Source organism: Pseudarthrobacter cellobiosi, assembly GCF_023913755.1.
Classification (GTDB): domain Bacteria; phylum Actinomycetota; class Actinomycetes; order Actinomycetales; family Micrococcaceae; genus Arthrobacter; species Arthrobacter cellobiosi.
Genome location: NZ_JAMXBJ010000020.1, coordinates 15,844 through 31,443, shown reverse-complemented (window position 1 = coordinate 31,443; position 15,600 = coordinate 15,844). Strand labels below are relative to the sequence as shown.

Here is a 15,600-nt window from a genome sequence, read left to right as displayed (position 1 = left end):
ATGAACTCCCACTGGGCATCGGACAACAAGGCATAACGCGAACTCACCGCTCAATTTTGCCAAAAAGCCACCCCAAAGCATTAGGAGACACGCCCTAGCTGGAGCTGCTGGCCCTGTCGGGCATACTCGTCCAGAAGCAAGAAGGCTCGTCCGATCTTGTTCAGTCGGAGTTCCAGACTCCAGTGATCGATTTCGTTTATGGAGTTTGCGTAGGGACGGATGGCTTCGTGGTCCCTATCGGTCTCATCTTCTCCTTCCGTTGGCCACTCGGCGTCAGGAGTCATGAGATCTGTCCAATGTACCGACTCCCAGTCCGTGTCGGCCCCATATTCTTCTTCCGAGTCGCACTCGACATCTGGATTCATTACGAGATCCGCCCATCCGAACAATGCGGGAAGGGCCGTCTCGTAGGGCTCGCTACCAAGAGCAACACCCCATTTGCCGAGCGGGTGTTTCGTTCCGTCTTCGGCGATAGCGGTGATTTCAAGATTGCCTTTTCCCCAAGTCTTGTTTACCCATTCATCAGCCTCCAAGATAAGACGCTGGCCTTGGGCAATTCTTTGCATCCACGGCAGGAGAAGCCTAAGTTCGCGAAGACGTAGATCATAGGTGGTACCCATTGACAGCCGGGTCAAGGTGGGGAGCGCAGACTTGGCGAGCAAATCGTCGTCCCCGAGGTGTAGCCGCCACCCGCCGGACCCCGTCTCTTCGAGCGTGTGGGGTGAGGCCTCCCGAAAGTACAGTGTGTCGCTGCTTTCATGCCATACGACGATGGCAACCGGAAGTGAATGGTTTTGCCAGTACGTGACGTGTTTCTTTTCCGGGTAAAAATTCCAGCCCCCAGTGGCGGAGGGCCTTAGCCAGCTATCGCCGGACTTGATTTGCAGCGCGAAGAGACGCCCCTTTACGTTCCCGCTTTCGACAGTTTCCACATGGGCATCGATGCCGTAGTCCTCGAGCGGCTGTTCGCGAAAGAGCCACTTGGCAGTCTCTTGGAAGAAAAGCTGTGTCTTCGTTACTCCGACTGCCGCCGTTGTTGCAGTCGCCTGGCGGCTGGGCCACTGATCATCGCTACTCAAGTGTTTATCCATTCCACAAGGGGCCACCGGGCGGTTGCCTCCAATTCGATTTGCCCAATCGTCGCATGATCAGACAAAGTGGGCCGTGCTGCTCGACTACCTCTTCCTGCCCATGGTCACCTGGCTCATCGGCGGCTCCTACCTGAGCGCCCAGTTCCCCGGCATCCCCATCGGCGTCTGGATTGTGGGCTTCATCGTCATCACCACGCTGCTGAACGTCCTGGGCATCAAGGTGGCGGACAAGGCCAACTACGTGCTGATGGCGTTCCAGCTGCTGGTTCTCGTGTTCTTCGTGGCGCTGGCCATCGGCAACGTGGTGTCCGCCAACGGCGCCGGGGGATTGGCCCGCGGGCAGCCGTTCTTCAACGACACCGCCAGCTTCACCACCATCTCCGCCGGCGCAGTCTCGCCGCGTACTCGTTCCTGGGATTCGACGCCGTCACCACCCTCACCGAGGAAACCATCAACCCGCGCCGGACCGTGCCGCTCGCCATCATGCTCGTGGCCCTGATCGGCGGCGGCATCTTAGTGGCGGTGTCCTACGTGACCCAGCTGGTTCACCCCGGCGGCGTGTTCGTGGACGCGGCCTCCGCGGCCAGTTCCATCGCCCTGCAGATCGGCGGGCAGCTGTTCGGCGCAGTGTTCCTGGCCGGCCTGGTGGTGGCGCAGTTCGCCTCCGGCCTCGGCGCGCATGCCAGCACCTCACAGCTGATGTGTGTGATGGGCCGCGACCGGTCCTACCCAAGGCCGTTGTCGGCCGGTCAGTGAGAATTCCACACTCCTGTGGTGAACCTGGTGGGCATCGGCCTCATCGGCTGGTCGCGATCTTCCTGAACGTGGCCCCTCGACGTCGTTCATCAACTTTGGTGCCTTTACCGCCTTTACACTGGAGAACGCCTCGGTGGTGTTCCGCTACGTTGCGCTCGCTCACTTTGGTTGCGGAGGTGGCGGTTCCGTCAGCGTTCGACGACGGCGTGCGGCTATACGTAGATCTTCCGGATCGGTGCGCTTCGATGGGATAAGAACCGGTTGATGTCGTGGCGGATCTCTGATCACTTGCGGGTTTGCCTCATGCTCGGGGAGCAAGGACCGCTTATTGTCGCCCCTAGACGGTAAGGTCAGTAAAAATGCGTCATTGATACGAGTAACAGGGGGCCCAGGTTGGACATAACACCTTCATCAAGAATTTTGAGGATGCTTGGTGAGATCGAGTTCGCGGAGTGGCAATGTATAGCGGAATTGATTGATAACTCCCTTGATGATTTCTCCGAGATTCGTAGATCTGGACAGTTGTGGCCCGGTGGCTTCAAGGTAGTCGTCACACTGCCGAGCCCCAAAGGGAACATTCGCGACGCTCAAGTCGTGGTGTCAGACACAGGACGAGGAATGTCGAGAGAGTTCCTGGAACAGTCAGTACGCGCAGGTTGGTCAAGTAATGACCGGTTCGACAAGCTTGGCCTGTTCGGAATGGGCTTCAACGTAAGCACGGCTCGACTTGGAACAAGAACGACGGTGTTGACGACTCAGGCCGGGGATTCAACCTGGACGGGAGTCGAGATAGATTTCGATGTCCTCAAAGACGACTTTGAGGCTAAGGATCTTTTTGAGCCGAAGGGCGATATTAGCGACCACGGTTCCACTGTTACGATTAGCAACCTCAAAAGACAGCAAGCAGAGTGGCTGCAGCGTAGCGCATCACAGCTTCGAGACATACTCGGCCGCGTCTACAGCTGGGTGCTGACCAATACGCCCACCGAGATTTGGGTGGGAGGGGTTAAAGTACAACCGCGCAGGCCCTGCATCTGGGATCCTTCACGCGCTGTTACCTTCGGGAGTGGCCAGAACGCCGAGAAGATACCGGCTGTTATAGAAATCGACGAGTCCTATGAACCCGCATCGGCGTGCATGGCGTGCGGGCACTGGCAAGACAGGTACAACCAGACATGTGAAAACTGCACATCCGAAAGCCTCCAAGTCCGGGAGCGACGAATTCATGGATGGGTAGGAATACAGCGGCATCTTGATAAACGTGACTTCGGGATCGATTTCTTACGCAATGGCCGAAAAATACTGCAGGCGGATAAGCGTGTTTTTGACTGGGTCAATCCTCATGATCCAGTCTCTGGTATAGAAACTGAATATCCCGTCGATATGGTTCATCAAGGGGGCCGTATCGTCGGTGAGATACATCTTGACCACGTGCCCGTAACGTATTCTAAGAGCTCATTTGAATACGCAGACAGGGGCTGGCGGGCCGCCATGGACTTTCTCCGCGGCCCTGGTCCTATACTTCCCAAGTCGGCAGAACGCCTCGGCTTTTCTCAGAACCGAAGCCCCATCGCACGGTTGGTGCAAGGGTATCGTCGGACTGAACCGGGCTACAGGAATCTCATTCCCGGCGACGGAAATCGACCGATTCACGAGTTGACCAGGGAGTGGGCGTTGAACTTCTGGTCCGGCGAATCGGCATATCAGTCTGACGAGAAATGGTGGGAGGCAGTCGTCAGCCACGAGGAAAGGCGCCAAGCCGCGCGGGTGGAAGCTGCGGTGGCTGGCGATGAGGGACCCGATGACTTCGCTGTTCGCGAGGCGCTGGCTTTCGAACCACCAATGAATAACAGCGGGGCGTCAAATCAGAAGGCTACGGGGAATGCGGTCGAGTCAGTCTTACAGCGTTCCATCCTTGAGGAAACAGTTCAGGAACGACTTAATCGACTGGCAGACGACAGCAGATCAGTTCCCGATCTCTGCCGCAGTTTTGGCTTGCCAGACCTGGGATCGCTCAGGCTAGACACTAGAATTTCGGTGGATTCACCGCTTCTCGACGACAGTGGCAACCCCACGCCTATTTGGATGAAGGTTGGGGCGGGGGGCACTGTCGCCGTATTTATTGATGCAAAGCACGAGTTATTTGGACGGTTTGGAGCGACTTTCGAGGACGCCCTGCTTATTGAATTAGCTCCGCTACTGAAGGTTAGATCGACCAGCTCGCTTAGCCATTCTCAAATAGTGGCCAGCCTGCGAAGCCTATGCTTGCAGCAAAGTGCGATAGATTTTTCAACATTGAAAAACCAAGCAAACGATTTGTTAGCTGATGTCAGGACCCGAATGGTGGACTTCATAGGCGACGATCCGCAGCGGGCCATACAATACCTGACACCTGATGAGCGAACTGTTATCGAAAGTGGAGCGATCAGTCATGCCGGGCAAGGTAGAAGGGACATATGGGCAGAAGGTGACTTCTTGCTATATGCACCACCGATGTACTTAACGACGCTTCTGGAGTCGTGGCCAGAGGCTTTCATGGACGGGAAAGTGTTCCAGGGACCTTTCGAAAACTTGTTGAGTGCAGCAAGCCGCCGTCTTAGCGTCGCCAAGGTTGTTGGCTATCTGAACGATCTAGCGTTTGTCGCCAGTGCTCAGGCTAAGCCAAATGTGGCACAACTCCAGCGCGCTAGGTGGAGTGCCAGTCTCCTGACGGCAGAGCTCGCAGAGTGACTGCCGGCTTCGTCAGCGCTGGAAATCTTCTGGAGCGCGGGCCGCAGGGCCTCGTTCGCTCGGTGGAACGCGTGCTGTGGCATTTGGGGTTCTCCGATGTCCGAGTCATCGACGGGGCTAACGACGGAGGGGCAGACATCCTCGGTATACGGAATCGCCAGCAATGGGTGGTCCAATGCAAGTGGTCAAGCCGTGGTCCAGTTGACCGATCAGGGGTCGACGACATCGAACGAGCTCGAACAGAATACGGAGCCGACCGTGCGGTACTTGCGACAAACACGTTTCTCAATCGTCCGGCCGTTTCCAGGATCGAGGCGCTTCGGTCGGTGGGAATAGACATGACCATCTGGTCAGGCCAAACGCTTTCCGCTATTGGTCAGGAGATGCCCGAGCGATTTCCAACGAAATTGGTCCTTCGAGACTACCAAGATTCGGCTGTTCGAGCGGTTGAGCGGGACCTCAACCTGCGTCAGCGCGCGCTTTTGATATTGGCGACCGGACTAGGGAAGACGGTTGTTGGGGGAGAAGTTATTGGACGCTATTTACAGCGCTTCCCCCAATCCCAGGTTCTCATCGTTGCCCACATGAAGGAGCTAGTCGATCAGCTAGAAAAAGCGATGTGGCGTCACTTGAACAAGCAGGTGATGACTCAGGCCATCCACAGTGATAGCTTAGCGCGCTCCGTCGAAGGCGTCACAGTTGCCACAGTGGATGCCGCGTTGAGACTGGTCAAAGGCGGCTATTCCCCTGATTTGGTAATGGTCGATGAAACTCACCACGTCGGAGAACAGGGTATGTTTTCCCAGCTCTTGGATGAGTTAGTGGATTCTCAACAATTTGGCGTCACCGCCACTCCCTGGCGTGGTGACAAATTCGACATCACCCAGCGATTTGGGGCACCTTCATATAGCCTTGGTATAGCGGAGGGAATGAAACGGGGCTTCCTAGCGTCAGTTGACTACAGGATCTTCGTAGATGACCTTGACTGGGATTTTGTCCGAGCTCTTAGCCAGAAAAGCTACTCGATCAAGGATCTTAATCGTTCGCTCTTCTTGCCACAGAGAGATGAGCAGATCATTGATGAACTCCGTTCTGCTTGGCAAAACACTCGCGAACCTAGATGTATCGTTTTCTGTCAAACAATTGAGCATGCAGAAAGAATGGCCGTTCTATTGCGCGCAGCCGATCCCTCCTGGGCCAGGGCTACATACTTGCATGGCGAGCTATCCCGTCAAAAACGACAAATTGTGTTGAATGCATTCCGGATTGGTCGGATTCCGATAATCACCTGTGTAGACGTTTTTAATGAGGGTGTTGATGTTCCTGATGTGAACCTGATTGCTTTTTTGCGGGTAACGCATAGTCGCCGAATTTTTGTCCAGCAACTTGGGCGTGGGCTTCGTCTGCGCGAAGGGAAAGAAAGCCTATTAGTGCTCGACTTTGTCACTGACATCAGAAGAATAGCTGCAACGCTGGATCTTAGTCGTTCGCTCGCCGAAACATCTGCAGAAACCGTTAAGCTGCCGGAAGGAATTAGCGTACGATTTAGCGATGAGACGGCAGGGAGCTTGATGGATTATTGGATTCAGGATGCAGCCAGCCTTGAGACGTCATCCGACGAAGTAAGGCTTAACTTTCCGCTTCCAGTGGGACTGGACTGACGATGGCTCTGCTTCCTTCCAGCGTAGAGAACGAAATCGTCCGACAGCTGTTCTCTGAAGCTGAGGCTGTTGGCTGGCAGTTGCTTCCGGTTACAGCCAGGACTGCGCAGTACAAACGATGGATGGATTCGCCAGAGGTTGGTGCGAAGTTACAGGAATTCATGACCGCGGCCCAAGCCAGAGTGTGGATCAAGGACGGGCCGATGAAAGAGTTCTCACGCGCGGTCCACGGTTTTGGTAAGTATGCCGCGTTGATCAGCAGTCCCGCGCCCAGCGTGGAGGAGCTGGTCAAGGAAGCGCTGGGGCCTGAGTGGAGTGTCCTCCATGGGTCGCTTCGTTCTAAACCAATGCGGGTTTCAGTTGCTGACGGTCAAGAGAGCGCCGTCTTCGCGTGGGGTCCTCCCACTGACCTCAAGCATCTTGTGTGGGCGGGACTAGTTTCGGTGTCTCGCGGTGACACTCGACGCTGGATTCTGTGTTCAATTACTGCGTTTGTCGCTCCGATGTCGGCAGATGCGGTGGTAGCTGCAGAGAGCATAGCGAAACGGTGTGGCTTTGACTTTGTGACAGCCACGGCGAGGGGGCGGGCGGAGTCGGCGGACTCCAACGTTCTTTTCTAAAGCCCAAAAAGTGTAGATTGGAGGGTCGCGAGTTGAGTTCCCGTAGGAGCACAATTTTTTGCCGCAGGCTGATAGGTAGCGCCTCTGACGGCTGCATCCAACCTGCCAGAAAGAGTTAGGTACGCATCATTGCGATCAATTGAGTTATTTGCGGGAGCTGGAGGGCTTGCACTCGGCTGTGAGAGGGCAGGGTTCAGGCCAGAGCTGGTTGTCGAATGGGACAAGTGGGCATGCGACACCATCAGGGAGAACAAAGCCGCTGGTCACCCCTTAGTAAGCACCTGGGCAGTGCATCAGGGCGACGTACGCGAAGTCGACTGGAATGCATATGCAAATGACATCGCTTTGATCTCGGGGGGACCGCCTTGTCAGCCATTCTCTCTGGGAGGCAAATCTCGTGCCTTCGACGACACACGCAACATGTTCCCTGCCGCCCTGGCCGCAATCGAGGCAGTGAGACCCAAGGCCTTCTTGATAGAGAACGTGCGCGGGCTTGCCAGGAAGTCGTTTGCTGATTATTTGGAGTACCTCACCCTTCGCCTCACGTATATGCAGAATCCGGCAGGTTCTGACTGGTCTTCCGACTTGGCTACTATGACGCAGTGGAAAAAGTTCGGATTAACGGAGGAATACGGTGTCGTCAGAGCGCTTGTCAACGCGGCGAACTATGGCATTCCGCAGCAGCGCCACCGGATCTTTTTCGTGGGATTCCGGAACGATCAAGAACTGAACTGGGTATTTCCTGAACCGACTCATACCCTTGATGCCTTGCTCGTGGACCAGTGGGTTACCGGGCAGTATTGGGACCGGCACGAGGTTGCCCGCAATTCGGTACCCGACATGCCATCGCGCTTTCGACGACGCGTGGACGCGCTGCGAGTGACGGGTGCGACCAAGGGGACGTTGCCCTGGCGAACCGTTCGAGACGCTTTGGTTGGTTTGCCAGAGGCTGGCGATTCACCTCTCCAGGGTTATAAGAACCACGTGGCACAGAAGGGTGCAAGGTCCTATCCCGGCCACACGGGCAGTGAACTTGACCTACCGGCCAAGGCGCTGAAAGCTGGCAGCCATGGCGTGCCCGGTGGGGAAAACATGATGCGAACCGGTGACAATGTTGTTCGGTACTTTACTGTGCGAGAAAGCGCCCGTCTCCAGACTTTCCCAGACGATTACGAGTTGCACGGATCATGGGGTGAAGCAATGAGACAGCTTGGCAATGCTGTTCCAGTTGAGTTGGCGCGGAAAATAGCTGAAAGTGTGTACTCCCATCTTTCGATGAATCGAGATAGGGTTTCGGAAGGGAACGAAAAGGTCCTGGTTTAGAAACGCATAGTCTGTGGGGGCCATTGAACACTCGTGTGAAGCTGACCAAGCGGTCAGATGAAGTAGATATTAGCTCGCTTTTTGGAAACGATTCGATTTTCTCGATTCCCTTTTTCCAGCGCCCCTACAAATGGTCACCTGCTCGGACTTCACAACTAAATTTGGATATTCTGGATTTAGTAGACGGAAAGAATGATGTGCACTTCTTGGGAGCCATCATTATTCACGGGCTACCTAATGACCCGGCGGAGCCCCAGGCGTATGAGGTAATTGATGGTCAGCAGAGGCTGACAACGCTGTACCTATACATGGCTGCGGCTATTAGGACTTTGATTGATGCTGGCCAGACGGAGGAGGCGAGTAACCTCTTCCGTAAGTATATGGTGACCAGCATTCAAAGTGAGGGGCGTTCCAACCTGACCCTTCATTCTTGCCGGGAAGATCAGGGCGACCTCAACTTAGTCATCCGCGATCTACTAGGCGCAAAGGGTTTCGGTGAGTCCCTTATCGGATTTTCTTTTCTTGAGCTGCCTCATGATCATCCACGGCGTGGCCGTATCCACAAGAATTATGCAGCGGCGAAGAGATTCATGCGCACACAGTTCACGGCGGAGGGGCTGGGGAGAGTGCGTTCTATATACTCATGTCTCTTGCAGCGCATTAGTGTCGTCTTGATAGATGTTCACGATCCAACAAATGGGCCAAAAATCTTTGATAGTCTCAACTCTCGCCAGGAACCCATGACCATTGGTGACCTCGTGCGAAATGATGTTTTTGCGAGGGTTGCCGCGATTGACCCGGAAGAAGCATTCCGGATTGATGAGGACTGCTGGCAGCCCTTCTATCTCAAGTTTAGGCACAATGATCGCGACTATTTCGACTCATATTTTTTTCCATTTGGTTTGATACATGATCCTAACCTCCGGAAGTCGGAGGTTTACGGGGCATTGAAGAAAAGTTGGGAAGGCCTGTCGCCCCAACAAGTGATCGACCGGCTTGCCAAATATCAGAACCCTTTCCTGGACCACGTCTTTGGCACAAGCTTCTGCGATCATTCACCAAGCGTCGAGCGTGGCTTTAAGCGGCTCCATGCTGCTGGCGCTCCTAGTTCTGTTCTCCCATTTTTGATGCGCTTGAGTCACGCAATCCTGGAAAATGAGTTGGAAGATCATGCGGCCGTCGGCATCCTGGAAACTCTCGACTCGTTCTTGACGCGACGGGCGCTGTGCGGGCATGAACCAACTGGCCTTCATGCAGTATTCAAAAGACTATGGGAGGATATGGGTCCCACAAAAACTTCGGAAGCTCTTATTCGCGTCGTATCCGCACATAGAACTGTCGTTTGGCCTTCGGATAGTCAGGTTGAGGAGGCAGTCCTAACTCGCCCGGTAGCTGCATCCTCGATTGCGGCGTACGTCCTGGGAGAACTCGACTCCATGCTGACAAGATCCGATGAAAACACAGAGGCAGTCGTTGAGCTGGTGTGGCCTGGAAGCTACGGAGGTGACTGGGCGGGATTTGAGAAGGTAGATTCCGGAGAAGCATGGCTAATTGGAAATGCTCTTCCGCTTTCGCCGACACAGCAGGTCCCTTCGGGAGATGTTGGATACTCCACGAAGCGACTCATTTATCGGACCGAATCGGTGTTCGCCACAACTCGAGAAGTGGCGAGTGAAGTCATCGATTGGGATAGGGAAGTCATCAGGGAAAGGTCCGCGTCTTATGCGTCAGCCTGTGTCCGCAGGTGGCCTCATAGTGGTGAATAACAGAGTGCATGGTCACACGAGACTTGGAGACTCGGCCACTGCGTGTTAGCTCCAGCTACCTACGACCAGTCTATGGTGGAGCCAGAACCATGATGTCTGAACGGGACCGATTCTCGCGCTGCGATTGTCGAGAACATTTCTAGTTGCTCTTATGATCCATCTAGTGCTTGCCCTGCAGAGCTTGGACATCGACCTTCCTCTAGATGCGCGGCGCCGTCACTCACCCTAAACTTGATCTATGGCAGATTTCATGACGCCTGGGCAGCGGAGCAGCCAGATGGCCAAAGTCCGATCAAAGAATTCCAAGATCGAGCTCCTCGTTCGACGTGAGCTCCACCGAGCAGGCTATCGTTACAGACTCCATGACCCTAAACTTCCTGGAAGGCCGGATCTGGTATTTGCCAGTCGCCGATGCGTAATTTTCATTAACGGGTGTTTCTGGCATGCTCATGATTGTTCCCTGGGAAACCGCGTACCGAAGTCAAATACGGAGTTTTGGTCTCAGAAAAGACTGCGGAATCGGGAGCGGGACGCTGCACAGCGAAAACAACTTTCACTGCTCGGTTGGCAGGCGTTAGACGTTTGGGAATGCGAGCTGAAAGCAGCCCCGGAGCTAACTTTCAATACCGTGCAAACGTTCCTAGCTGAGGCCTACCGACGCCATCGAGTTGAATGGTGAGGAGCAAGAGTTTCGTCCTCATTTGCCGCAGCCAAAATATTTCTGCCCAAAATCATGGAGCAGGGTTCAGCGCCGCCAATGCAGAGACTGGGTCCTGGCCGCTTTCAAGAGCGTTTATGTATGTTTCCAGGATTACCATCCGGCGAACGAGAGCCTTACCGTCATTCGTAGACTGAACAAGCCGATTGTATTCCTTGAAAGCGAGATTTCCGGGCTCAAAATCCACCGCTTCTTCGTCGACTGGCGTGGTTCGTCTCGCTATTTCGAAGTGACTGAGGTCCTTGGCCTCAGCAGGCTGTCTTGACGCCCGCCCTCGCTTCCGGAATAACAAGTAGTAAACCACGACCGTTCCCACGCTGGTCAAGAGCTTATCCTTTTCAGAAAAGCTTCTTGAGAGTAGGTCCAGAACCTGATTCACACTTCGCTCATAGACCGCAATGTCACCAGTTGAGGCTTCACCGTTCTTCGACCTGACAAACAGGCTGTCAAGTCGTGCTCGCTTTGTGTCAATGAGCCGACTATCGACGGTGTATTGCTCTTCAATGGAAAGGAACTTGGTCGCTAAGTCTTGATGGCGAAAGCGCTTGTCAGCAAAGGGCAGGCACTTCGTGAATAGGTCGTGATCGATTAACCTTTTAACGGCTTCTCTAGCGGGTCCGCTCCACGCATTTCTTTTCTCCGCTGAATTAAGAGGAACGGCTTCGTTCAGGCGAGAAAACATGTCTTCGACGAGATCATCATCGTCAGTGCGGACTATGACGACGTCTAATTGTCGCTCCAATAACTTCGCGGCCAGCGCGGGATGTGCGATTCGAAGGTCGCTAAATTTCAGTTCACCCAATTTCAAGTTCTCGTCGCGAAAGTATTCGAAGTCATCAGAGAGTCCGAAGTCACCGTCAAGGTAACCGAAGATGGCCTCAAGACGCTGCTTACCGTCAATAAGTGCGTATCGGAAAACCTGCCCATCGTCCCGTACCTTTGGTGATGCCAGCTCGTGGAGATAAAGCTTCGGCACATCGTAGTCGTTGATAATTGAGTCGATAAGCAGCTGCTTTTTCGGCAGCGTCCATATGTCACCCTGCCGTTGGAAGGCAGGTTCGAAGTCGATGACATTCTGCAAACGAGCAAGATAGGAGATGGAGCTTTCCTGGAGCTTGATTGTCTGGAGCATAGCCATAGTTTCAGCTCCCACTTGGGTCGTGTTGTTCGAGGATCTCGCTACTGATGTGGTCAAGATCTGGGTAGACAGTTGCGGCAGTAATTCCTAGGAATCGCAGCTCATCCCTGAGGCTTTGCTTGCAGTCCCCTGGAATAGTCCAATAGTTGAGCGCACCAGAATCACTGAGTTCTGTATCTGAGGGAGTAAAGGCTGGAAAGAGCACGAAAGTGCCACTTTGCGATACGAGTCGGTCGAAAGCGTGCGGGGCGACTACTGCGAGCGGCTTCCTTACTCCAACATCTGCAGAATCCGGCAAATACGGCGACAAGTGCGGTTCTGCAGACGAGAGTAAGAGGGGCCGGTCGATATTGGGCTGGCTTAGAGAGTCACGGTTCAGTTTGACGGGGTCGAGTGCAAAGAATGCACCGTCGGTGCCGGGAGCCTCGTTTGGGTTTTTCTCTACAGCAAAGTAAAGGCCTATAAGTGGATTTTGGGACCAGTCCATAAGCCGGGTGGGAAGTCGGTGGTGCTGAGCGAGAGCGACCCAACCCCATTCATCAGTGGGCAACGAGCGAGCTCGGGCGGTGGCGAATTGCCTGAATTTTTGAAGCATTGCCAGTTCCGCTTCACCGCGTCTGCTGTTGCGCCGGACTGAAGGCTTTAATTGCCAATCCGTATTTGACTGCCCACGGAACCACCGATCTGTTGATTGCGAGGTGTCAGTCATAAGCCGCTCCAGCAAGTCCGCGATTGTGCGAATCTCGGGGTGGTCGGTCACGAAGAGTCTCCTTGAAGCTGGGCTCTTAATACCTTACATGTCAAAGCCCATTGACCAAATTACGGTGAGTACCAGGTCATCAAAATCGGTTCCTCTGGACGTGGGGGCCGTTCTTCACCAGCCAGGATTTCGACCATGGCCGTTTCGGACGTAAATCCAAGCTGAACGGGGCCGTTAGAGGTGCGCCTTTCTCGTGACCCCGAGAAGCGCACGTAGACTCCAGCCCGGGCTGAATTTGGCGGAGGCGGACATAGCCGCTTAGTGGGACGGGCATGACGGGAGAACGCTGTCCGTGCATGGATACTCCCAGGATTTGCGTCCGCGGAGCGGAGCGGTGTCAGCTATGTGCTATGGCGAGGGAAACAAGTCTTGCAGTATTTTCAGCAGCTTGCGGCCCTGGCGCTCATCGATCTGGATAACTTGGCTGACCTTGGGCTCCGATCTGCGTTCGTCCGATCCGTAGGTGGCTAGATGCAACACCCGTCCACGGGTCTCATCTTCGAGCACTTGATAAGTGCAATCTACTTCTGTTCGGTTTATGCGAACTGCGGAGCTGCCCTGCTCTAAGCTGCGGATAATTGCCATAGGCTGAACAATAGTGCCTGAGCATAACTTTAGCATTCTGACGTCTGCGCTTTCATTCGCACCTTGCGGCGGATGACTGAACTGCAACCGTTTTAAACGGCACAGAGTCGGACGTGCACCCAAACACAGCGAAGACGTGGGAAGGCCTAAAATCGAGACGGCCAAAAATCGCCGCGAGCGTGAGCTGACATCCATTCGTGTCCAATTTGAAGCCGTTCGGCGGGGGAGTGTTCTGAAGCGATTCGATGAGTCCCTGGCGCCCAGGAACTTGTATGGCAGCAATATACTCAGGTCGTTGCCCTTTTGATCAACACCGCCACGCCCACGCCTGACGTTCGGCGAGGGTAGCTGGCGGGCCCAGCAGGCGCGGCACACCAGCCCGCACGCTTCTATCCGGCGTTTCGTCGGGAGTTCAGGGCGTCGAACTGCTCCGGCGGAGAGCCCAACTCGCGGTCTTGTACTGCCGATGCGACGGCTTTGATTCGGTCGAGATATCGGATGAGGCGTGGGCTTCGGGCCGGTGGGGCGCGGGAGTGTTCCGCTTGGGGCCGGCAGCGGCCTTCGGCGGCGCGTTCGCACAGTCTTTCCACCCAGCGATCCGGGGCCTCAGGCCCCTCAGCCAGAGTGCGACGTTGGCCAGCATCGAGACGGTGCTGACAGAATCAGGGCAACGAGCAAGAAGGCGATGTACGGCAGGGACCCCGGATGCAGAGATGACCACACCAGGGGTCAATCTTACGGCCATACGCACGTGCGGAAGGCTGCCGGGTCTGCCGCTGGGGCAAGCAACCAGACCGTGGGTTTGCGCTCAAGCGTCCCGGAAACCACGGGCCCCGGAAAGTGAAGCTCTGCTTCCGATACATGCTGCGTCCGACAAGTCGGTAGGCAAGGCGGAGCGGCGCGGGAACTTCCTTGAACTGTTCCCTGGTTGAGGCTGTCCAGCAACCACTTCTCCTGCTCGAGGCTCAAACTTCATGACAACGTCGGAACGCAACAGACGGTGGTTGCGAAGGACTGCCAACCCTCCGGCTGAGTCGACGGCTCCACATGCTGCACTCAGGCGCATGAAACCGAGAGTACAACTTGTCACGCTTATGCGACGCGATGTCCTTCGTGGACTCGTTCGCTTTGGTCACCTCGGGCCGTGAAACAATTCGCTCATGAGTTTCACGAAACGGTACTTGGAACAGATGGAATCACGCGGGTTTCAGGATCTTGAAGGTTCAATCTGCCTTTCGCACATCGAAGATACGGCACTGCGAGAGACCTTGACAGAGGAGGCCGAGGATGCCAAATGCAGGATCTGTGACAACAGCGGTCCGGGCGTAGCGCTTAATAATCTGATGACGGAAGTCATGGAAGCGATCGAGTTCTTATATGAGCCCTCCGATAAGGCTGGCCTCTTCTGGGACAGGGAAGATGGCTGGATGGGAGCGGACGTCCTCGAGTCATATGACGTCCTCGAGGATGCTTGCTCCGGAGTGTTCGCGGACGATGTTGAAGCCGAGGTCATGGATCTTCTCGTTGAATCAATGGATCACGAGGACTGGACGGCAAACCGGCATTCGAGCTCTTTGGAGGCTACCGAGTGGGCGTGGGAACAATTCGTATCTGACGTAAAGTCTGAGTCTCGTTTCGTGTTCTCAGTCGCTAAATCTTCTGAAGGCTTCGGTACGCCAGGCGAGCGTTCTGCTAACTTCCTTGGATCCCTTCTAACATACGTAGAAGATGCAAAACTGAAGCTGATGATAGAGGTTCCCGAAGGCACGGATTTCTATAGAGGCCGCCTTGTAAATCACGGCAATGAGAAAATGGCCGCTGCAAAGAAGCTTGGACCGGCGCCTGCGGACAAAGCGGCAGCAAACAGGATGAGCCCCGAAGGAATCCCTATGTTTTACGGTTCAGCTTCTGCTGAAACGGCAATTAGGGAGATCGCTGCCCACGGTACCAGTGAGTATGCCCGCATTGGAGCTTTTCGCAGCAGGCGACCTCTGACTTTGTTGGACCTGACAGCACTTCCCAAACTGCCGAGCATATTCGACAAAGAAGCGCGGAACCGTAACGGCGTCCTCCGTTTCTTCAAGCACTTCGCCAACAATGTAACGGCGCCCATCCGGCCAGATGGTCGGCAGCATGTTGATTATGTCCCCACGCAGGTGGTAACGGAGTTCTTTCGGTGGGTCCCTTCTGTGAAGATCGACGGCATAAAGCTCCGCAGTGCGCAGGATGGACAAGACACCTTCGTCCTTTTCTTTACGCAACAACATGTGGAAGACGAAAGACCCGAGGACGATCAAGAGCGTGAGGGCGCTGAGAAGAACGAGGACGCGCCCGGATTCGACTTTGGTGCGTTCGAGCCCGAACCGCCAGTGCTGACTTTGAATGTAAGTGATGTTCGGACATATAGGATCATCCGACAGATCAATTCCGAGCCGATCTAGTTGGCTCAAGA

General features: G+C 54.9%; 13 protein-coding genes. 9 read left to right on the top strand and 4 right to left on the bottom strand.

Annotated elements, in window-relative coordinates; genetic code table 11:
- Window positions 1-80: 80 nt before the first annotated feature.
- Window positions 81-1,079: a DUF4365 domain-containing protein gene (locus tag NG696_RS00940; protein WP_252573569.1), complete on the bottom strand. Its 999-nt coding sequence runs from the start codon at window positions 1,077-1,079 to the stop codon at window positions 81-83.
- 85 nt (window positions 1,080-1,164) lie between these two features.
- Between NG696_RS00940 and NG696_RS00935 the strand changes: the two genes are divergently transcribed.
- The 8 genes from NG696_RS00935 to NG696_RS00900 all read left to right on the top strand — a co-directional run bounded on the left by NG696_RS00935 (window position 1,165) and on the right by NG696_RS00900 (window position 10,626).
- Entirely contained in the window at window positions 1,165-1,590 is a 426-nt protein-coding gene (locus NG696_RS00935) for an APC family permease (RefSeq protein WP_252573571.1), read from the top strand.
- Window positions 1,503-1,847, top strand: coding sequence for an amino acid permease (locus NG696_RS00930; RefSeq protein ID WP_252573570.1), 345 nt, complete (start codon window positions 1,503-1,505; stop codon window positions 1,845-1,847). Before NG696_RS00935 ends, NG696_RS00930 begins: the two co-directional genes overlap by 88 nt.
- A gap of 426 nt (window positions 1,848-2,273) precedes the next feature.
- Complete coding sequence (locus NG696_RS00925; RefSeq protein WP_252573568.1) at window positions 2,274-4,577, top strand: ATP-binding protein; 2,304 nt, start codon at window positions 2,274-2,276, stop codon at window positions 4,575-4,577.
- Window positions 4,538-6,238 (top strand): DEAD/DEAH box helicase family protein, encoded by a 1,701-nt coding sequence (locus tag NG696_RS00920; RefSeq protein WP_308291920.1) that lies wholly within the window; start codon window positions 4,538-4,540, stop codon window positions 6,236-6,238. Before NG696_RS00925 ends, NG696_RS00920 begins: the two co-directional genes overlap by 40 nt.
- Window positions 6,239-6,240: 2 nt before the next feature.
- Window positions 6,241-6,858 (top strand): hypothetical protein, encoded by a 618-nt coding sequence (locus NG696_RS00915; RefSeq protein ID WP_252573566.1) that lies wholly within the window; start codon window positions 6,241-6,243, stop codon window positions 6,856-6,858.
- Between the two features lie 129 nt (window positions 6,859-6,987).
- The gene (locus NG696_RS00910; RefSeq protein WP_252573565.1) at window positions 6,988-8,181 is read left to right on the top strand and encodes a DNA cytosine methyltransferase; all 1,194 of its coding nucleotides are present in this window, start codon (window positions 6,988-6,990) and stop codon (window positions 8,179-8,181) included.
- Between the two features lie 35 nt (window positions 8,182-8,216).
- A complete protein-coding gene (locus tag NG696_RS00905; RefSeq protein WP_252573564.1) occupies window positions 8,217-9,947 on the top strand; it encodes a DUF262 domain-containing protein in 1,731 nt (576 codons plus the stop codon).
- Window positions 9,948-10,185: 238 nt separating this feature from the next.
- Window positions 10,186-10,626, top strand: a complete 441-nt coding sequence (locus tag NG696_RS00900) for a very short patch repair endonuclease (RefSeq protein WP_252573563.1) — start codon at window positions 10,186-10,188, stop codon at window positions 10,624-10,626.
- Window positions 10,627-10,678: 52 nt separating this feature from the next.
- Here the strand turns inward: NG696_RS00900 and NG696_RS00895 are convergent, their stop codons facing one another.
- The 3 genes from NG696_RS00895 to NG696_RS00885 all read right to left on the bottom strand — a co-directional run bounded on the left by NG696_RS00895 (window position 10,679) and on the right by NG696_RS00885 (window position 13,148).
- Window positions 10,679-11,797 carry a DUF262 domain-containing protein gene (locus tag NG696_RS00895; protein WP_252573562.1) on the bottom strand — a complete coding sequence of 373 codons (1,119 nt, stop codon included), beginning with the start codon at window positions 11,795-11,797 and terminating at the stop codon, window positions 10,679-10,681.
- A 10-nt stretch (window positions 11,798-11,807) separates the two neighbouring features.
- Window positions 11,808-12,563 carry an FRG domain-containing protein gene (locus NG696_RS00890; protein ID WP_252573561.1) on the bottom strand — a complete coding sequence of 252 codons (756 nt, stop codon included), beginning with the start codon at window positions 12,561-12,563 and terminating at the stop codon, window positions 11,808-11,810.
- A gap of 348 nt (window positions 12,564-12,911) precedes the next feature.
- On the bottom strand, window positions 12,912-13,148 hold the full coding sequence (locus NG696_RS00885) for a hypothetical protein (RefSeq protein WP_252573560.1): 237 nt from the start codon (window positions 13,146-13,148) through the stop codon (window positions 12,912-12,914).
- A 1,160-nt stretch (window positions 13,149-14,308) separates the two neighbouring features.
- On the opposite strand from NG696_RS00885, the gene NG696_RS00880 reads away from it, so the two are divergent.
- Window positions 14,309-15,589: a HEPN-associated N-terminal domain-containing protein gene (locus NG696_RS00880; RefSeq protein ID WP_252573559.1), complete on the top strand. Its 1,281-nt coding sequence runs from the start codon at window positions 14,309-14,311 to the stop codon at window positions 15,587-15,589.
- Window positions 15,590-15,600 lie beyond the last annotated feature (11 nt).

Coding starts and splice junctions, on each gene's coding strand:
- NG696_RS00925 (WP_252573568.1), top strand. CDS start 2,274: ATGCTTGGTGAGATCGAGTTCGCGGAGTGGCAATGTATAGCGGAATTG.
- NG696_RS00915 (WP_252573566.1), top strand. CDS start 6,241: ATGGCTCTGCTTCCTTCCAGCGTAGAGAACGAAATCGTCCGACAGCTG.
- NG696_RS00900 (WP_252573563.1), top strand. CDS start 10,186: ATGGCAGATTTCATGACGCCTGGGCAGCGGAGCAGCCAGATGGCCAAA.
- NG696_RS00895 (WP_252573562.1), bottom strand. CDS start 11,797: ATGCTCCAGACAATCAAGCTCCAGGAAAGCTCCATCTCCTATCTTGCT.
- NG696_RS00885 (WP_252573560.1), bottom strand. CDS start 13,148: ATGGCAATTATCCGCAGCTTAGAGCAGGGCAGCTCCGCAGTTCGCATA.
- NG696_RS00880 (WP_252573559.1), top strand. CDS start 14,309: ATGAGTTTCACGAAACGGTACTTGGAACAGATGGAATCACGCGGGTTT.